Below are 19004 nucleotides of genomic sequence, written 5' to 3'. Positions count from 1 at the left end.
GGCGCTTCGGTAAGATTTGGACTTACAGGGAGCGCTGGATCGTCTCCACGCGGTAACACTCAATGACGTCACCGGCGCGCATGTCGTGATAGTTTTCGAAGGCCATGCCGCATTCCTGACCGGACTGGACTTCCTTCACTTCGTCCTTGAAGCGCTTCAGCGTCGACAGCTTGCCTTCGTGCACGACGACGTTGTCGCGGATCAGGCGCACGTTGGCGCCGCGTTCCACGGTGCCGTCGGTGACGCGGCAGCCGGCGACCTTGCCGACCTTGGAGATGTTGAAGATCTCCAGGATCGCGGCATTGCCGAGCATGGTTTCCCGCAGGGTCGGCGCGAGCAGGCCGCTCATGGCCTTCTTCACGTCGTCCACGAGGTCGTAGATGATGTTGTAGTAACGGATCTCGATGCCGTTGCGCTTGGCGGCCGCAGCGGCCTCCTTGTTCGCACGAACCGAGAAGCCGATGATCGCGGCGTTGAAGCCTTCCGCAAGCGTTACGTCCGATTCCGAGATGCCGCCGACACCCGCATGCAGGATACGCGCGGCGACTTCGTCCGTGCCGAGCTTCTCCAGCGAGCCGAGGATCGCTTCCAGCGAGCCCTGCACGTCGGCCTTGATGATCAGCGGGAATTCCTTGCGGCCCGCCGTCTTCAACTGCGACATCATCTGCTCGAGCGAGCCGCGCATGCCGGAGATCGAGGCAGCCGCGTTCTCGCGCTTCTGGTGCGCGCGGTAGCTGGTGACCTGGCGGGCGCGGGCTTCGTTCTCGACCACGGCGAGACGATCGCCGGCTTCCGGCGGACCGTTGAAGCCGAGCACCTCGACCGGCACCGATGGACCTGCCTCCTGCACCGTCTCGCCCTGATCCGAGATCAGCGCGCGGACGCGGCCCATTTCGGCGCCGGCGACGATGATGTCGCCGACACGGAGCGTGCCGCGCTGGACCAGAACGGTCGCGACCGGGCCGCGGCCACGATCGAGCTTGGCTTCGATCACGGTGCCTTCGGCCGGACGATCCGAATTGGTCTTGAGGTCGAGGATGTCGGCCTGGAGCGCGATCATCTCGAGCAGCTTGTCGAGATTGGTCTTGTTCTTCGCCGACACTTCGACGTCGACGACTTCGCCGCCGAAGGATTCCACCTGCACCTCGTGCTGGAGCAGCTCGGTGCGCACGCGCTCGGGCTTGGCGTCGGGCTTGTCGATCTTGTTGATGGCAACAATGATCGGCACCCGCGCCGCCTTGGCGTGGTTGATGGCTTCGATCGTCTGCGGCATCACGCCGTCGTCGGCCGCAACCACCAGCACGACGATGTCGGTCACCTTGGCGCCGCGGGCGCGCATCGCGGTGAACGCGGCGTGGCCGGGCGTGTCGATGAAGGTGATCTTCTTGCCGCTTTCGGGCGACAGCACCTGATAGGCGCCGATATGCTGGGTGATGCCGCCGGCTTCGCCGGAGACGACGTTGGCATGACGGAGCGCGTCGAGCAGCGAGGTCTTGCCGTGGTCGACGTGGCCCATCACGGTCACCACCGGCGAGCGCGGCTCGGTGTCGGTGGAATCATCGATGGCGTCGAACAGGCCTTCTTCAACGTCGGACGCGGCAACGCGCTTGACGGTGTGACCAAGCTCCTCGGCGATCAGCTGCGCGGTGTCGGCATCGATCACGTCGGTGATCTTGTGGATCGCGCCCTGCTTCATCAGCATGCGGATGATTTCCACCGCGCGCTCCGACATGCGGTTGGCGAGCTCCTGGATCGTGATCGCTTCCGGAATGACCACCTCGCGGATGAGCTTTTCTTTCGGCTCGTTCGCGGCATGGCCCTTCAGGCGCTGGGTGCGGCGGCGGAACGAGGCGATGGAGCGCTCGCGGACGTCGTCGGCGTTGAAGGCGGTGACGACCGTCAGGCGGCCGCGCTCCTTCTGCGGGCCGGGCTTGTGGGTGGGCTTGGGAGCGACCACAGGCCGCGCAGCGCCGCCGGGGCCGCGACGGATCTGGCGCGGACCCTCGTCCTCGTCCGGTCCGGCTGCGACAGCGGGGGCGCGGCCCACCGGGCCTCCCGGGCGCTGCGTGGTCGTTCCCGGCCGCGCGGTCGTTGTTCCCGGGCGTGCCGTGGTGGTTGTGCCGGGTCGCGCCGTGGGCGCTCCGGGCCGCGCTGCAGGAGCGGCCGAGGTCGCCGTTGCAGGGCGCGCCGCGGATTGCGGTTGCTCGCCTTCGCCAAAACGCTTCTTGGCCTCGGTTTCGGCCTTCCGCTTGGCTTCCTCTTCGTGGCGGTGACGCTCCTCCTCGGCCTTGCGGCGGGCTTCCGCGGCCTCGCGATCGGCACGCTCGGCGCTTTCGCGGACCGCGCGGCGCTGGGCCTCTTCCTCGGCATGGCGGCGCTCTTCGACTTCGCGCACCTTGGCATCGGCCAGCGCGCTGGCGCGGGCGGAACGTTCGTCCTCGGTCAGCGTACGCAGCACCACGCCGGAGCCGGCGTTGCGCGGCGGCGCGGGGCGGGCCGGAGCGGGCTTGGGCGCGGCGGCCGGCGCGGGTTTCGCCACCTCGGCGACCTGCGGCTCGGGGCTGCCGTCGACACGGCGCTTGCCACGCTTCTCGACCACGACCTGCTTGCTACGGCCATGACTGAAGCTCTGGCGCACGGTGCCCGTTTCGACGCGCGGCTTGAGCGATAGCGTCTTGCTCGGAACGCTCAGCTTCTTGTCGCCAGGGGTCTTGGTATCAACCATTAAGCAGTCCTAATCCTGATCTTGTTGTCTTGTGCGTTGCCGCACCGTGCTATCGGGTGGTCGTTGTCTCTCAGAAATCCTGGCCGGGCTTTTCGGCAGTCCTGTCAGCGTCCGCCATCCGGTATCGGACCAGCATCTGGCTACGTGACAGGAATGACTTGCTCGCCGGGCCCGCGAGCAGGGCAGCATGTATCACATTTGACCGGGTAAGTGCCAAATCCAATTCTGTCGATTTTAGTGCGGTGACGACGGGAATCTGCGGCCTGGCGCCGCGATTTCCCTCATTTTGACGCGCCAGCATGTCCAATTTGCGGATTCCGTCCGCGGCCCCGTCGCTGGCATGGATCAGGACCTCGACCGTACCTTCCCGAAGCGCGCTTTCGACCTTGCCGAAACCGGCCACGATCTGGCGCGCCTTGGCAGCAATCCCAAGGGATTCGACCACGCTCCGGACCAGGAGCGCCTCGATCTCGGCGGGAAGCGTTTGAGGAATGCGCAGCTCGCGCTTGAAGGCTTTGGTAAAATGGTGACGCCGAACGGCTTCCGCAACCACCTCGCGCGAGGCGGTGACCCACATGCCACGTCCGGGAAGCTTGCGCTTGAGATCGGGAACTATGTGCCCTTGCGGCGAGACGACGAAGCGGATCAGCTCGTCGATCGGCCGGACCTCGCGGCTGACCGCACACATCCGCATGGTCGCGGACCTTTCGGTCCGCGGCCCATGGTCGAGTTCGGGGTCAGTATCGGCGAGCATCCGGGTGACATCCTCCTTCGCCTTAAGCCGGCTGATCTTCGGTCGCCTCGGCCTCTTCGGCGGGCTTAGCGAGATCGGCCTCGGTGATCCAGCCGGCCTTGACACGGGCCTGCATGATCATTGCTTCGGCATCGTCACGGGAAATTTCGAGGCCATCGAGCGCGCCCGGATATTTGGTCTGCTCGCCGCCTTCCTTGCGCTCGGTCCAGCCGACCAGATCGTCCGTGGCGCAACCGGCGAGGTCGTCGACCGACTTGATGTCGTTCTCGCCGAACTTCACCAGCATCTTCGAGGTGACGCCGGGCACGTCCTTCACGGCGTCCTCGACGCCGAGCTCCTTGCGCCTGGCCTCGAGCTCGGCTTCCAGCTGTTCGAGATATTCACGGGCGCGGTTCTGGAGTTCCTGCGCGGTCTCCTCGTCGAACCCTTCAATACCGGCGAGTTCCTTGACGTCCACCATCGCGAGTTCCTCGACCGAGGTGAAGCCTTCGGACGCCAGCAATTGGCCGACCACTTCGTCGACATTGAGCGATTCCATGAAGACGCGGGTGGAGTTCTCGAAATCGGCCTGGCGGCGCTCCGATTCCTCCTGCTCAGTCAGGATGTCGATGTCCCAGCCGGTGAGCTGCGAGGCCAGACGCACATTCTGGCCGCGGCGGCCGATCGCCAGCGAGAGCTGGTTGTTGGTGTCGGGCACGACGACCTCGATGCGCTCGCGGTCTTCGTCGATGACGACCTTGGAGACCTCGGCCGGCGCCAGCGCGTTGACCACGAAGGTCGCGATGTCCGGCGACCAGGGGATGATGTCGATCTTCTCGCCCTGCAATTCGTTCACCACCGCCTGCACGCGCGAACCGCGCATACCGACGCAGGCGCCGACCGGATCGACCGAGGAATCGCGGGAAATCACGCCGATTTTCGCGCGCGAGCCGGGATCGCGGGCGACCGCCTTGATCTCGACGATGCCGTCATAGATCTCGGGCACTTCCTGCGCGAACAGCTTTGCCATGAACTGCGGATGGGTGCGGGAGAGGAAGATCTGCGGGCCGCGGGTCTCGCGGCGGACGTCGAAGATGTAGGCGCGGACGCGGTCGCCGTTGCGGAACACTTCGCGCGGCAGCATCTCGTCGCGACGGATGATGGCCTCGCCGCGGCCGAGATCGACGATCACGCTGCCATATTCGACGCGCTTGACGACGCCGTTGACGATGTCGCCGATGCGGTCCTTGAATTCCATATATTGCCGGTCGCGCTCGGCCTCGCGCACCTTCTGCACGATCACCTGCTTGGCGGATTGCGCGGCGATGCGGCCATATTCAAGCGGCGGCAGGGTGTCGGCGATGGTGTCGCCGACCTGGGCACCGGGATTGGCGCGCTGCGCATCCACCAGCGAGATCTGGTTGGAATGGTTTTCGACCGTCTCGACCACCAGCATGTGGCGCGACAGCCGAAGCTCGCCCTTCTTCGGGTCGATCTCGGCGTGAACGTCGGTCTCGCTGCCGTAACGGGCCCGCGCCGCCTTGGCGATGGCATCCTCCATCGCCGCGATGACGATGCCGCGGTCGATCGATTTCTCGCGCGCAACGGCGTCGGCGATCTGAAGCAATTCAAGTCGATTGGCGCTGACTGCCATGGCTAGTCTCCTTCGTCAGGATCGATCTCGCCCCGTCGCGCGCGTTCGGCGGCCAGGCGATGTTTCTTGGTATTGGTCGGAGCCGGCTTCTTCGTCGTTGCCGGCGCCGGCTTCTTAGCCGGCTTGGTGTTCTTGGTCGTTTTTTCGCTGATGCTGGCGTGCGGTGCCGCCGGCGGCTCCAGGCCGAGGTTGCGGCGCATCTCGCGTGCCTGGGCCTTGCCGCGGCGCATGGATTCCGCGATCAGCTCGTCGGTCAGCACCAGTCGCGCCTCGGCGATATCTTCCATCGTCAGGAGAACGTCGGCAGCCTCGGTCGCCTTGACGTCGTCACGATGCAGATGCACGCGGTCGCCTTCGACGGGGCCGATCATGCCGCGGAACCGCTTCCGCCCCTCATGGGCGACCGCCATCTCGATCTTCACCAGATGGCCGGCATAACGCTCGAAATCAGAGCGGCGCACCAGCGGGCGGTCGATCCCCGGTGAGGAGATTTCCAGCCGATAGGCGCGATCGACGGGATCGGCGACATCGAGCACGGGCGACAGCGCCCGCGAGATCGCCTCGCAATCCTCGATCTGCATCGAGCCGTCCGGCCGCTCGGCCATAACCTGCACGGTGCAGCCGGATTCGCCGGAAATGCGGATCCGCACCAAGCGGTAGCCCATGCCTTCGAGCACCGGCCCCGCGACCGCGGACACCCGTGCCGCCACGCCCGGCTCGACCACAAGCCTCGGCTCGGCCAGCAATTCGGCATCCGTGGAACCAGGGTTCGGTTCGGTCATATCAGGGGTCAAGGCGCTCGGTATGGTTAAGGCTTGGTTAAGCTTTCAAGCCCGCTTCGGAACTCTCCCGACAGATCGGCGGGCCGCACATCTTCCACCAAGCCGCGTTCAGGTAATAAAAAAGAGCGGGTCCTTTCGGGCCCACTCTCACTACGCGGATCGTATGAGAAGATGAATTGGCGGTGATATAGCGCTTTCCGCCCTCTCGGACAAGGCCCATTGCAGGGCGCGCGAGGCTTTTTGCGCCCGCTGGGCGGCCCGCCCCCGCAACGCTTCCTTCACCTCCAAGGCATAGATTCCCTGATTGTGGGGCGGCTTGGACCAGGGCGTACCCGCGGCGTGCCCCCTACGAGTTTGCGTTTTCATGACCGTTGCCACGTCGCTCATTCCCGGACTGGACGATATCGTCAAACGCGGCGACCCGCGGCGTCGCGGCGAGATCGCGCACGCCATCTCCCAATTGTTCTTTCAGGACGCCGAGAACCTCCGGCCCGATGTCGTCGATCTCTTCGACAACCTGCTGATCGATCTCGTCCCGCATGCCGAGCTTGCCTCGCGCGTCGATCTCGCCGAACGCTTCTCGCGCCTGAACAACGCGCCGCGGCATCTCGTGAGTCAGCTCGCGCGCGAAAACGAAATCGCGGTGGCGGGCCCCGTGCTGCGCCATTCCCCCGTGCTCGACGACGACGCTCTCGTCGAGATCGCGCGACTGAAGGGCCAGGGCCATCTGCTGGCGATGAGCGAGCGACCCACGCTGTCGGCTGTCATCACCGACGTGCTGGTCGAGCGCGGCGATCGCGACGTGGTGCGCCGCGCCGCGGGCAATTCCGGCGCGGAGTTCTCGCCTGGCAGCTATTCCGAGCTGATCAAGCGTGCCGCGCAGGATGGCGTGCTGACGCTCAGGATCGGCCAGCGTAGCGATCTTTCGGGTGAGAACCTGAAACAGCTTCTCGACGGTACGCTCGACGTCATCCGCCGTCGCCTCTCGAGCGTGGTCAATCCCGTGCGCCAGGTCGAGATCAAGCGCGCCATGGAGGCCATCGAGGAAGCTACGCTCCCGCCGGGCCCGCGTCGCGATTTCTCGGGAGCCCAACGTACGGTGCTGGCCTTGCATCGTGGGGGTCATCTTGGCGAGAGCGCGCTGTTTGGCTTCGCGAAGGCCTACAAATACGAGGAGGCGATCGCTTCGCTTTCGGCGATGTCCGGAGTCCGCCTCTCGGTCCTCGACCGCCTGATCACGGGTGACCGCTACGATCCAATTCTGGTTCTGGGGCGTGTGCTGAATGTCAGCTGGCCGACGGTGCGGGCGCTGATCCTGATGTGGTACGGCCCGAATCGCACGCCAGCCGACGCCGATCTTGAGCAGGCGCGCGCGAACTTCACGCGGCTGATGCCGACGACCGCGGAGCGCGTCGTGAATTTCTGGCGCAACCGGCAGACGATCTAGACCCGTCGAAACCGCAGATACGCCGCCTTGCGGCCTTCGCGCGTTGCCTTCCGGCCGTAGCGCGTCATCGTGTATCCGTCCCACGGCAGGCGAAAATCATCGGCGCGCTCCGCGAGCCAGACAAAATCCGTCGAGCGCGACAGATGCGAGAGCGTCCAGGCGCAGTAATCGTCGATGTCGCAGACGAAACGAAATTCGCCGCCGGCTTTCAACACGCGCGCCATCGCGGCGATGGTCCGGTCCTGGACGAAGCGCCGCTTCCAGTGTCGCCGTTTCGGCCAGGGGTCGGGATGGATCAGGTCGATCCGCGACAGCGAAGCCCTCGGCAGCCAGGCGAGGAGCTCGGCGGCATCGCCTGCGAACAGGCGGATGTTGCCGATGTCGGCGGCCTCGATCTGCGCGAGGATCTTCGCCATGCCGTTGACGTAAGGCTCGCAGCCGATGAAGCCTGTTGTGGCGAAGCTTTGCGCTTCGGCCGCGAGATGCTCGCCGCCGCCGAAGCCGATCTCGAGCCGCAAATCGCCGGCTGCGGGGCCGAAGATCTCGCGGGCATCCGCCGGTGCTTCGCGGTCGATCGCGAGCGCAAGACGCGGCAGCAGATGATCGATCAGCTCGGCCTGGTGCTGCCTGAGCTTGTGGCCCTTGCGGCGTCCGAAGAAAGCGCGCTCGCTGTCCTCGCGATCGGGATCTGTTTTGCGCTCATTCATCGTAGCGTCTGGTACAGTCGATGGAGCAGCCGCGCGCGCGGTTCGAGCGACGAGACATAGAGCTGCTCATAATGAGTGTGCGCGCCCTTGCCGTCGACGCCGAGCCCGTCGAGCGTCGCGGTGTGGGCGGCGGTGAAATTACCGTCCGAGCCGCCGCCGGTGTGAACGTCGAGCAGCTCGAAACCCATCTCGGTAGCAACCGTCTTTGCATGTTCGTACAGCGAGGCGCCTGCATTGCTCTTCTCGTAAGGCGGACGATTGAGCCCGCCCGTGACCTTGACCGTGACGCCATCCGTCCTTGATGTCAGGGCGAGGATCTTGCCGACGAATTCATCCGCGTCCTTGAGGCTCAGCACGCGCAGATCGATTTCGGCATGGGCTTCTTCCGGCGTCACATTGGGCCGCGTGCCGCCGCGCACCACGCCGACATTGACGGTGACGCCGCGCGCCAGATCGTTCATCGCTTCCAGCGCCAGGATGACGTTGGCGAGCTCGCGGATCGCGCTGCGGCCATCCTGGGGCCGCGTGCCGGCATGCGCGGGCACGCCTTTGATGAACACTTCGAATCGCCCGACGCCCTTGCGGCCGGTGACGATCTTGCCGCCATCGCGGGCCGGCTCCGTCACCAGCACGTACTTCGCCTTGCGCCCTTCGGTCTCGATGAGTGCGCGAGAGGTGGGGCTGCCGATCTCCTCGTCGGAGGTGAACAGATGGGTGATGCCGAGCGGCGAGCGATCGGCCGTGGCGCAAAGCGCGCGAAAGGCGTGGTGGGCGATGTAGGCGCCGCCCTTCATGTCGTAGATGCCGGGACCGAACGCGCTGTCGCCTTCGACCTTGAACGGCAGGCGCTCGATAAATCCCATGGGATGAACGGTATCGAGGTGGCTCAGCACCAGGATGCCGGGCCGGTCCTGGCCCCACGTCGAGCGCGCCACGAGATGATCGCCGCAACCATCGACGCCGGCGATGCGCTCCAGCGTGACAGGGAGATCGCGGTATTGCTCCGCGACCATTGAGACCAGCTTGTTGACCTGTTCAGGTGCGTCCGTTGGCGTCTCGACCTCCACCCAGCGGCGGATGTCATCGAGAATAGTTTGAGAATCGAACCAATTGGAGCCGGTCATGAGCGCATCTGTGCCTTTGAATCGCATCATCGAGGAAGACGCGCATCAAAGCGCGGCCGCAAATGACGACATAGGCCAGATTTGACGCAGTCTCAAATCGGATTGAGACGGCACCTCAGCGCTTGTCGGGGCCTTCGCGGGCCGCGATCTGCTCGACGAGATCGACGATCGAGCGGCGCATCTTCGAATCGGTGATTCGGGTGAACGCCTTGGTCAAGGCGAGTCCTTCGGAAGTCGCGAGGAAATCCGAGACGTAAGACGGCGATGCGCCTTCTGCGAAGCCGTCCGGCCCCGCCACGCCGCTCGGACCGCCCTCGAACAGGAAGGACACCGGCACCTGGAGAATTTCGGCAATTTGCTGGATGCGGCTCGCGCCGACCCGATTTGTGCCCTTCTCGTATTTCTGAACTTGTTGGAAAGTCAGGCCCAAAGCTTCACCGAGCTTTTCCTGGCTCATGCCCAACATGATGCGGCGCATCCGCACGCGACTGCCGACGTATTTGTCAACAGGGTTGGGCGCTTTCGACATTTCCTCAGCCCTCCAAACATCACCTTCGGCGCAATCAGGAATGCCTCAGGTGTAAGCAACGTCAAAATCAGACCCTGTTATTGGAAAACATTGCGGAGAAATTTAGCAATGCCCACTGTCTTTTGCAGCCGGTGCAGAATGAGGAGGCCGCGTGCAGTCTGTCAACCGTGGGACTACGGTTGTCAAAAGTTATCGGCCGCGGCTGCGTGATCAGGGATGCCGTTTGGCAACACGTCGGCGGATCGCCAGAAACACGGCGAGCGCGACAAGCATGGCCGCGGGTACATCGCCCACGCGCGCATAGATGGTCGGCGGGATCGCGGCGGGCAGATTTGCATCCAAAATGCCTTCGACCCCGAGACCGAGGCTGGCGACGATACGTCCCACCGGATCGACCACTGCGGAAACGCCGGTGTTGGCGGAGCGAACCAGCGGCAATCCGAGCTCGATCGCGCGCATACGCGCCTGTTCGAGGTGTTGGTAGGGGCCGGTCGAGATTCCGAACCAGCCGTCATTGGTGAGATTCACGATCCAGCCCGGACGTTCATTGCGTCCAGCCACCTCGCCGGGAAAGATTGCTTCGTAGCAGATCAGCGGCAGCGCGGACGGCGCGCCGGGGACCGGCAGCGCATGCCGCACGGTGCCGGCAATGAAGCCGCCGCGCACACGCGTGAGTTGCTCGAACCCGAGCTTCTCCATCAACCCCTGGTAGGGAAGAAATTCGCCGAACGGCACCAGATGCAGCTTGTCGTAGACCGCGAGCACGCTGGCGTCGTGGTCGATCACGTAGATCGAATTATAGGCGCGGGTGATCGGCGTGCCCCGCGGCAGGTCGGGCGCGCGGACCGAGCCCGTGATCAGCACCGTCCCCTTGGGCAGAAGCTCCGCGATTTGCGCCATCGCATCGGCTTCGCGAGTGAGGAAGAACGGAAAGGCGGATTCCGGCCAGATCAGGATGGTGGCATCGCGCACGCCGGTCGATTGCGGTCCGGAGGCGCGGTCCGACAAGGCCAGATATTTCTTCATCACCTCCGCCTTGGCGGCGTAATTGAATTTCGCGTCCTGCTGGAGATTCGGCTGCATCAGGCGCAATTTGGTGCCCGCGACCATCGTGGTCGGATGCAGCGACAGGCGGATCGCGCCGAAGATGCTCATGACCAGCAGGAGCGCCAGGGCGGCGGCCGGTGCGCGCCACGCCAGGCGGCGATCGGGCGTGCGGTCGATCAGCGCCGCCGGGCTCGCGAAGATCGCAACCGCCAGGAACGTCATGCCCCACAGGCCGATCAGCGACGCCGTTTGTGCCAGCGGCAGCGGCTCGGACAGCGCATAACCGAACGCATTCCAGGGAAAGCCGGTCAGCGCATGACCGCGCAGCCATTCGGTGATGGTGAGGCTTGCCGCGAGCGCAAGCACGCGCGTCGCGTTCTTGGTCCAGAGCAGGCGGGCGAGCGCAAAGCCCATTGCCGTGAATATGGAAAGATAGGCCGGCAGGCCCAGCACGGCGAACGGCGTCAGCCAGGCGAATACATCGGCGTCGACGAAGAAGGCGTAGCCGATCCAGTAGAGGCCGGGCACGAAATAGCCGAGCCCGAACCAGTAGCCGGTCAGCGCTGCGGCGGGGACGCCGCGATATCGTCCGGCGCCGGCGCCGTCGATCAGCCAGACCAGCACCGGGAAAGTAATGAACAGCACCGGGAAGGCGTTGAACGGCGCCAGTGCCAGCACCGAGAGCGCGCCGGCAGCCATGGCGACGAGCGCGCGCTTCCATCCCCAGGTCAGGATGATGGCAAGTGCGATCTGGCGAAATCGCTGGAAAGGGCTCACTGCGGACCGGTCCCGTCGCTTGGCGGCGGGGTGGGCGTGTCGCTGGCCGTCGGCTGGCTGCCATCCGGCGCAGCCTCGCGGCGCCGGCTCTCGCGCTGGGTGCGCGGCGCGGGACGCTCCTTCCGTGTCGAGATCCGCAGTCGCTTGACCCGGCGCGGATCGGCATCGAGCACCTCGATCTCGTAATGGCCGGGGCCCGAGATCACCTCTCCGCGCACCGGCAGGCGCCCGACGAAGCTGACGAGATAGCCGCCCAGCGTCTCCACTTCCTCGCCGGCCTCCCCGGTGACGAAGTCCTCGCCGATCACGGTGCGGACGTCGTCGAGGCTGGCGCGGGCGTCGGCGATGAAGGCGTTGTCGGGCAGCCGCACGATCGAGGGCGGCTCGTCGCTGTCATGCTCGTCGTCGATCTCGCCGACGATCTGCTCGACGATGTCCTCGAGCGAGACCAGGCCGTCGCTGCCGCCATATTCGTCGACCACCAGCGCCAGATGGATGCGGGTGGCCTGCATCTGCGCGAGCAGGTCGATCGCCCGCATCGACGGCGGCACGTAGAGCAGCTTGCGGATGATGCGCGCTTCCTCGAGCGGCAGCGCGAGATCGACCGTACGCAGATCGAGCCCGGCCGGCAGCGGTTTCTTGCGCTTGGTTTTCGTGACCCCCGACACGCGCGCACGCGCGGTCATGAAGGCGAGCAGATCGCGGATATGGACGATGCCGACGGGATCGTCGAGCGTCTCGTTGTAGACCACGAGGCGCGAATGGCCGGCGCTCTCGAAGCGGTCCATCAACTCGCCGAGCGGGATGTCGCGCTTCACCGCGACGATGTCGGCGCGATGCACCATGACGTCGGCGATGCGACGCTCGTGCAGGCCGAGGATGTTGCGCAGCATGGTGCGCTCGACCGTCGAGAAGCCGGTGTCGTCGGGCGTCGTGGCGTCGAGCACGACCTGGAGGTCGTCGCGCACCGAACCCGCCTTCCAGCCGAACAACGTCCGGATGGCGCGCAGCAGCCAGCCATCGGCGGTCGGGCGCATCACCTCGCCTGAGGTCACCACGACCGGTAAGTTGGCCGTGTTGCGCGGATTGTCCTGAATCGGGTCCGAATCCGGCATCTCAATGCGTCCCTGGGCGGTCGGCATAGGGGTCGGGAATGCCGAGATGAGCCAGGATCTCTCGTTCGAGCGCTTCCATTTCCTCGGCGTCGTCTTCGTTTTCGTGGTCGTAGCCGACCAGATGCAGGAAACCGTGCACGGCGAGATGGCTCAAATGATGATCGAACGGTTTTTGTTCCTCGTCCGCCTCACGCCGCATGGTCTCGTAGGCGATCGCAATGTCGCCGAGCATGCGCGGCGCATCGCCTGGCTTCCAGTCGCCTTCCGGCTGCAGCGCGGGAAACGACAGCACGTTTGTCGGCTTGTCGATGCCGCGCCAGTTGCTGTTCAGCGTGCGGATGCCGGCATCATCGGTCAGCATTACCGCCACTTCCGCCTCCGCAACGTCTTCGTCGACATTCTCGGCGGCGGCCGCCACGGCGCGCTGGATCACGGCTTCGGATTCGGGCTCTCGCTGCCAGCAATCGGCGACAACGAGGACCTCGGTAATGGGAAGGTTGGGGTGTGACATTGTCCTTGTTCCGAACGAAGGGGCGCCGTGTCCGTGCCCATATGGTCCGGTTGCTGCCTCGTCAGGATTTACCGGCGGCCGGCCGCTGCGGCGACCCTTCGTAGGCGGAGACGATCCGCGCCACGAGCTCGTGGCGGATCACGTCTTCGGCCTTGAAATGAACTTGCGCAATGCCTTCGACGCCGCTCAGCAGGCGCGTCGCCTCGGCGAGTCCCGAGGTCTGGCCGTTCGGCAAGTCGATCTGCGAGGGATCGCCGGTGACGATCATGCGGCTGTTTTCGCCAAGGCGGGTCAAAAACATCTTCATCTGCATCGACGTGGTGTTTTGCGCCTCGTCCAGGATGATGGCCGCGTTGGTGAGCGTGCGACCGCGCATGAAGGCGAGTGGCGCGATCTCGATCTCGCCGGTCTGCAGCGCGCGCTCGACAATGCGCGCGTCCATCAGGTCATAGAGTGCGTCGTAGATCGGGCGAAGATAAGGATCGACCTTCTCGCGGAGATCGCCGGGCAAAAAGCCGAGCCGCTCGCCGGCTTCCACCGCCGGGCGCGACAGGATGATCTTGTCGACTTCCTTGCGCTCGAATAGCTGCGCGGCATGCGCGACCGCGAGCCAGGTCTTGCCGGTGCCGGCGGGGCCGATGCCGAACACCAGTTCGTGGCGCTTCAGCGCGCGGATGTAGGAATCCTGCGCCGCCGTGCGCGCACGCACCGGGCGCTTGCGCAAATTGATGCTGTCGAAGGTGGATTTGGCCGATTTGGCGTCGAACTCGAACAGCGAGCCCTGCGCGATCACGGCACGGATCGCGCCCTCGACCTCGCCCTGGTCGAGATCCTGTCCCTTCACGGCCTGGGCGTAGAGCGTCTCCAGCACCCGGCGCGCGGCATCGCAGCCGTCACGCGAGCCGCCGATGGTGATGTGGTTGCCCTTGGAATCGACGACGACGCCGAGCCGCCGTTCGATCTGCGCCAGATGCTGGCCGTAAGGGCCGACCAGCGCCGACGCGGCGCGGTTGTCGTCGAAGTCGATGACGACCTGGGTCTCGGGCGGAACCTGCATGTCGCGGTCAAATTTGCGGCTGGGAGCGATGGAAGAAGACGAATCCGATGCGCTTTTGGGCAAGGGTTCAGGCTCCAGTGGCGATGGGCGATAAAGCGGGCTCGTGCGCCATGGCGAGCTCACCGAGGAAGCTGTAGCGTTCAAGGCTGTCGATCCGGACCGGCAGGATTTGTCCGATGATGTCGGGCGAGGCCATCACATGCGCGGGCTGGAGGAATGCGGTGCGGCCGACGATCTGGCCGTCCTTGCGGGCCGGACGCTCGAACAGCACATCGACCGTTGAGCCAATCGCAGCCTTGTTGAAGGCCGATTGCTGGCTGTCGATCAGTTCCTGGAGCCGCTCCAATCGCTGGTCCATCTCGGAAGGGGACACCGTCTCCTGCATGTCCGCGGCCGGCGTTCCCGGCCGGGCGGAGTATTTGAACGAATACGCCGCAGCGTAGCCGATTTGCGTGACAAGCGCGAGGGTGGCGAGAAAATCTTGCTCGCTCTCGCCCGGGAAGCCGACGATAAAATCTGATGAAAAAGCAATGTCTTGGCGTGCGGACCGGAAACGGTCGACGACACGCCGATAATCATCGGCGGTATGTTTCCGGTTCATGGCGGCCAGAATCCGGTCCGAGCCCGACTGCACCGGCAGGTGCACGAAGGGCATCAGCGCGCCGAGATCGCGATGGGCTGCAATCAAGCTGTCATCGACGTCGCGGGGATGACTGGTCGAATAGCGCAGCCGCGCGATCCCCGGGAGCGCCGCGAGGTGCTCCAGCAGCCTGCCGAGCGGCCAGCTTTTTCCGTCCGGTCCCTCGCCGTGATAGGCGTTGACGTTCTGTCCGATCAGCGTGAGCTCGCGCACGCCGTTCTCGGTGAGCCGCTTCACGTCGTCGACGATCTTTGCAACCGGCCGCGAGACTTCCGAGCCACGCGTGTAAGGCACGACGCAGAAGGTGCAGAACTTGTCGCAGCCTTCCTGCACCGTGACGAAAGCGGAAATGCCGCGGGCGCGGATCGCGTTGGGCTTGGGCTGGGCGAGGAAGCCGAACTTGTCCTCCGCAGGGAATTCGGTCTCGATGGCGCGGCCTTCATGGCCGGCGCGCTTCAACAGCTGCGGCAAATGATGATAGCTCTGCGGTCCCACCACGACGTCGACCGCGGGCGCACGGCGCACGATCTCCTCGCCTTCCGCCTGTGCCACGCACCCCGCGACCGCGATCTGCATGGTGCGCCCGTCGCGCGCGGCGGCGTCCTTGGCGACGCGCAGGCGGCCGAGCTCCGAATAGACCTTTTCCGAGGCCTTCTCGCGGATATGACAGGTATTGAGGACGACGAGATCGGCGTCGTCAGCGCTGGCCGTCTCCACGAATCCTTCCGGGGCCAGCGTGTCCACCATGCGCTGGGCATCGTAGACGTTCATCTGGCAGCCATATGATTTGATGTGCAGCTTGCGCGGCGGCGTCATGGAACCCGGGAATGAGGTGGGAGGACCGCCCTCAGATATAGGCTGGGGCCGCGGAAATCCAGCGATTGGGGGTCTTTTCGGTCGTCATTCCGGGGCGCGACGCAGTCGCGAACCCGGAATCCAGAGGTTTTGGCCCGAGATCCCGGGTCCATGCTGGCGCATCGCCCCGGAATGACGCCGAGAGGAGGGATTCAGCCCGCCAGGGTCTCCGCCGCGACGCGCCGGACCAGCTCCGGCAATTGCCGCATATCGTCGAATGTCAATCCGGCCCCGGCGGCCCGTAGTCTTTCCGCGTGGCCTGGCGGGCAATGGCTGCCACCGTGAAAGCCCAGCACGGTCATCCCGGCGGCATGCGCGCCGGTCACCCCGGGGACGCTGTCCTCGATCACGAGGCACCGCTCCGGCGCGACTTTCATCTGCACGGCGGCGAACAGAAAAAGATCGGGCGCGGGCTTGCCGCGTGCAACCTGGCTCGCGGAAAAGATGTTCGGAGCGAGCAGCTCGTAGAGACCGGCGCAGGTCAGGCCGTGGTGGATCTTCTCCGGCGTGCCGCTCGACGCAACGCATTTGGGCAAATCGATTGCGCCAATCGCTGCGGCCACATGGGTGATCGGCTGCAAATCGCTGGCATAGAATTGCAGCGTCGCCGCATTCACTTGGCTCTCGAGATCGTCGGGAAGATTGCGGCCGATCTCCTGTTCGACCATTCGCCGTGCGTCTTTCTCGGATACGCCGAGAAAGCGGACCAGCACCTGCTCCGACGTGATCGGATAGCCGTGTCTGGACAGCACATCAGCATGCGCGCGACAGGAGATCACCTCGCTGTCCACGAGCACGCCGTCGCAATCGAAGATGACGAGATCGATCGCCACTTAACTTGTGGGTTTGTCGTCGTCGAGCGGGACGCAATAGAGTTCGAGCCGATGATCGACCAGCTTGTAACCTAGCTTGCGCGCGATCTCCGCCTGCAGCTTCTCGATCTCCTCGGAGGTGAACTCGATCACCTTGCCGTCGCGCAGGTTGATGAGGTGGTCGTGATGGCTGTCGCGCATCTGCTCGTAGCGCGCGCGGCCTTCGCGGAAGTCATGGCGCTCGATGATGCCCGCATCCTCGAACAGTTTGACGGTGCGATACACGGTCGAGATCGAGATCTTGTCGTCGACGGCGACACAGCGGCGGTACAGTTCCTCGACATCGGGATGATCGACCGCCTCCGCGAGCACGCGGGCGATGACGCGGCGCTGCTCGGTCATGCGCATGCCGGTGGCGGCACAGCGCGCCTCGATGCCGGATGCCTTGGAAGCGGGGGAAGGTTTAAGACCAGTCATGTGATGTCCGCCTGACGGGGCGCTTTCTGCCATCAATGTTACGACAAGTCACGTCGCATCAGAAGTGCGTTCAATTGTTCCCCGTTCGGCTGCTTATAGTAGCGTTCGCGGCGTCCGACCACCATGAATCCGGTTCGGTCGTAGAGCCGCCGCGCCGGCTGGTTATTTTCCTCGACTTCGAGAAATATTGTGCGCACGCCGCGGCCGGCCAGGTGGCCGAGATGGGTCATCAGCAGCGTGCGAGAGAGGCCGCGGCCGCGATGGTCCTGGTCGACCGCGATCGAGAGGATCTCCGCTTCGTCCGCACCGATCCGCGACACCGCGAAGCCGACGATCTTGCGGCCGAGGCGCAACCGGTGCACCAGCGTGTTGCGCTCGCTGAGCATGCTTTCGAACTCGCCTTCGCCCCAACCGCGCGCGAAAGAGGCGCCGTGGAGCTGCGCGAGCCGTGCGACGTCGCGCGCGACAGCCGGCTCGACGACGGGCGTCCCGCCGCGCCACCATTCCGAGAACCATTGCATCATGAGCTTGCGACTTGTGCTGCAAGCGGCAGTTGTGCGGGCGGCTTTGCGTCGGGCGCTCGCAGGTAGAACGGCCGCGCCGGATTTGTCGCGGGATCGGCCGCGGCGCCAAGCCATGCGACCCAGCCGATGTCGGGCGCGGGCTGCGCGTCCACCGCGACCGGCTGCGGCATATCTTTCGGCCAGCGCTCGGCGAGGATCTTTGCGGCATTTCCGACCAGATGCGGCGCGCCGAATTGCGAAGCCGCGATCGCTTCGTCGATGGGAGCGACCCCCGGCCGCACCAGCTGACTGCCGTCACCGGCCACGATCTGGAAATAGACGTGGTCATGCCGCGCGTCGATCGCCGAGATCACCGGTGCCGCTCCGCTCTGGCCGACGACGGCGGCGGCATAGGCCGACAAGGTGGTCAGGCCGACGGCGGGCCGCTTCGCAGCAAGTGCAAGGCCGCGGGCCGCCGAAATGCCGACACGCAGGCCGGTGAAACTTCCGGGGCCCATGGTGACCGCGATGCGGTCGAGCACGGTGAAGGCGAGATCGGCTGACTGCATCACGCGCGCGATCATCGGCATCAGCGCTTCGGCGTGGCCGCGCTTCATCAGAAGCTGCTCCTGTGCGAGGAGCTGGCCTGAATCGGTGTCGAGAACGGCAACCGCGCACGCTTCCAGCGCGGTATCGATGGCAAGGATCAGCATGGAGCGATCGTAGCACCATCCGTCATGGAATGCTCGCCATCATGGCCGGGCTTGTCCCGGCCATCCACGCCTTTGCGGCCCCAGCCTACATCGGCCGGACTTCGACCACGTCGGGGACGAAGTGCTTGAGCAGGTTCTGGATGCCGTGCTGGAGCGTCGCGGTCGATGACGGGCAGCCGGCGCAGGAGCCCTTCATGTTGAGATAGACGATACCGTCCTTGAAGCCGCGGAAAGTGATGTCGCCGCCGTCACTGGCGACCGCCGGGCGCACACGGGTCTCGATCAGATCCTTGATCATGTCGACCGTCTCGGCATCGGCCTCGTCGAAGAATTCGTCTTCGTCGTTGAGATCGACATCGCTCGCGGCAGCACCGTCGGCGAGCAGCGGCGCGCCGGACATGTAGTGCTCCATGATGGCGCCGAGGATCGCGGGCTTGAGCTGTTGCCATTCACCGTTCGCCTTGGTCACGGTGATGAAGTCCGATCCGTAGAACACGCCGGTGACACCGGGGACCTCGAACAGCTTTTCGGCAAGCGGCGAGCGTGCAGCCGATTCGCGGCTCGCAAATTCCATCGGTCCGCCGTCGACCACGACGCGGCCGGGAATGAACTTCAGCGTGGCGGGATTGGGAGTGGCTTCGGTTTGAATGAACATGGTTTTCTCCAGACGTCGCCGGTTCAAGGCCGGCGCGTGCTCTATCCACTAGCAGATGGCGACGGCGAACGCACGGTCAAGGGGTAAGTTGGCTGTTCACCTGTCAAATCAGCGGGTTAGGGTGTCCGCTTATCCCTCTCC

18 protein-coding genes are annotated in these 19004 nt (G+C 65.0%); 1 reads left to right on the top strand and 17 read right to left on the bottom strand.

The features are described 5' to 3' along the window. Positions 1–22 precede the first annotated feature (22 nt). The 4 genes from infB to rimP all read right to left on the bottom strand — a co-directional run bounded on the left by infB (position 23) and on the right by rimP (position 5894). The gene (gene infB / locus BRA1417_RS0103870) at positions 23–2725 is read right to left on the bottom strand and encodes a translation initiation factor IF-2 (RefSeq protein ID WP_027514690.1); all 2703 of its coding nucleotides are present in this window, start codon (positions 2723–2725) and stop codon (positions 23–25) included. Positions 2726–2795: 70 nt separating this feature from the next. Next, positions 2796–3479, bottom strand: coding sequence for an RNA-binding protein (locus BRA1417_RS0103865; protein WP_027514689.1), 684 nt, complete (start codon positions 3477–3479; stop codon positions 2796–2798). Between the two features lie 22 nt (positions 3480–3501). Beyond that, positions 3502–5112 (bottom strand): transcription termination factor NusA, encoded by a 1611-nt coding sequence (gene nusA, locus BRA1417_RS0103860; protein WP_027514688.1) that lies wholly within the window; start codon positions 5110–5112, stop codon positions 3502–3504. A 2-nt stretch (positions 5113–5114) separates the two neighbouring features. Then, positions 5115–5894 carry a ribosome maturation factor RimP gene (gene rimP, locus BRA1417_RS0103855; protein ID WP_027514687.1) on the bottom strand — a complete coding sequence of 260 codons (780 nt, stop codon included), beginning with the start codon at positions 5892–5894 and terminating at the stop codon, positions 5115–5117. Positions 5895–6258: 364 nt separating this feature from the next. Here rimP and BRA1417_RS0103850 point away from each other — a divergent pair, with 364 nt between their 5' ends. Then, complete coding sequence (locus tag BRA1417_RS0103850; protein WP_027514686.1) at positions 6259–7341, top strand: DUF2336 domain-containing protein; 1083 nt, start codon at positions 6259–6261, stop codon at positions 7339–7341. On the opposite strand, the gene BRA1417_RS0103845 is transcribed toward BRA1417_RS0103850, so the two are convergent. From BRA1417_RS0103845 to BRA1417_RS0103785, 13 genes are all read right to left on the bottom strand, one after another. Then, a complete protein-coding gene (locus BRA1417_RS0103845; protein WP_027514685.1) occupies positions 7338–8048 on the bottom strand; it encodes a tRNA (guanine(46)-N(7))-methyltransferase TrmB in 711 nt (236 codons plus the stop codon). The two genes, BRA1417_RS0103850 and BRA1417_RS0103845, sit on opposite strands and share 4 nt — an antisense overlap. Next, on the bottom strand, positions 8045–9202 hold the full coding sequence (locus BRA1417_RS0103840; protein ID WP_027514684.1) for a M20 family metallopeptidase: 1158 nt from the start codon (positions 9200–9202) through the stop codon (positions 8045–8047). The genes BRA1417_RS0103845 and BRA1417_RS0103840 overlap by 4 nt, the downstream gene beginning before the upstream one ends. A gap of 85 nt (positions 9203–9287) precedes the next feature. Then, positions 9288–9701 carry a helix-turn-helix domain-containing protein gene (locus BRA1417_RS0103835; protein WP_007598327.1) on the bottom strand — a complete coding sequence of 138 codons (414 nt, stop codon included), beginning with the start codon at positions 9699–9701 and terminating at the stop codon, positions 9288–9290. Between the two features lie 210 nt (positions 9702–9911). After that, positions 9912–11525, bottom strand: a complete 1614-nt coding sequence (gene lnt, locus BRA1417_RS0103830; protein ID WP_027514683.1) for an apolipoprotein N-acyltransferase — start codon at positions 11523–11525, stop codon at positions 9912–9914. Next, complete coding sequence (locus tag BRA1417_RS0103825) at positions 11522–12640, bottom strand: hemolysin family protein (RefSeq protein WP_027514682.1); 1119 nt, start codon at positions 12638–12640, stop codon at positions 11522–11524. The genes lnt and BRA1417_RS0103825 overlap by 4 nt, the downstream gene beginning before the upstream one ends. Before the next feature lies 1 nt (position 12641). Continuing rightward, complete coding sequence (gene ybeY / locus BRA1417_RS0103820; RefSeq protein ID WP_018455806.1) at positions 12642–13151, bottom strand: rRNA maturation RNase YbeY; 510 nt, start codon at positions 13149–13151, stop codon at positions 12642–12644. A 61-nt stretch (positions 13152–13212) separates the two neighbouring features. Then, complete coding sequence (locus BRA1417_RS0103815; RefSeq protein WP_081747794.1) at positions 13213–14271, bottom strand: PhoH family protein; 1059 nt, start codon at positions 14269–14271, stop codon at positions 13213–13215. 4 nt (positions 14272–14275) lie between these two features. Next, positions 14276–15664 (bottom strand): tRNA (N6-isopentenyl adenosine(37)-C2)-methylthiotransferase MiaB, encoded by a 1389-nt coding sequence (gene miaB / locus BRA1417_RS0103810; RefSeq protein ID WP_027514681.1) that lies wholly within the window; start codon positions 15662–15664, stop codon positions 14276–14278. A gap of 191 nt (positions 15665–15855) precedes the next feature. Then, positions 15856–16536 (bottom strand): HAD family hydrolase, encoded by a 681-nt coding sequence (locus BRA1417_RS0103805; RefSeq protein WP_027514680.1) that lies wholly within the window; start codon positions 16534–16536, stop codon positions 15856–15858. Then, positions 16537–16992, bottom strand: coding sequence for a Fur family transcriptional regulator (locus BRA1417_RS0103800; protein WP_007598312.1), 456 nt, complete (start codon positions 16990–16992; stop codon positions 16537–16539). A 38-nt stretch (positions 16993–17030) separates the two neighbouring features. Beyond that, on the bottom strand, positions 17031–17516 hold the full coding sequence (gene rimI / locus BRA1417_RS0103795; protein ID WP_027514679.1) for a ribosomal protein S18-alanine N-acetyltransferase: 486 nt from the start codon (positions 17514–17516) through the stop codon (positions 17031–17033). Beyond that, on the bottom strand, positions 17513–18208 hold the full coding sequence (gene tsaB / locus BRA1417_RS0103790) for a tRNA (adenosine(37)-N6)-threonylcarbamoyltransferase complex dimerization subunit type 1 TsaB (RefSeq protein ID WP_027514678.1): 696 nt from the start codon (positions 18206–18208) through the stop codon (positions 17513–17515). Before tsaB ends, rimI begins: the two co-directional genes overlap by 4 nt. Before the next feature lie 85 nt (positions 18209–18293). Then, positions 18294–18863: a NifU family protein gene (locus tag BRA1417_RS0103785; protein WP_027514677.1), complete on the bottom strand. Its 570-nt coding sequence runs from the start codon at positions 18861–18863 to the stop codon at positions 18294–18296. Positions 18864–19004 lie beyond the last annotated feature (141 nt).

Origin of the sequence: Bradyrhizobium sp. WSM1417 (assembly GCF_000515415.1) — a bacterium.
Classification (GTDB): domain Bacteria; phylum Pseudomonadota; class Alphaproteobacteria; order Rhizobiales; family Xanthobacteraceae; genus Bradyrhizobium.
Note: the sequence above shows the minus strand (reverse complement) of the source record. Positions and strands in the feature narration are given on the sequence as shown.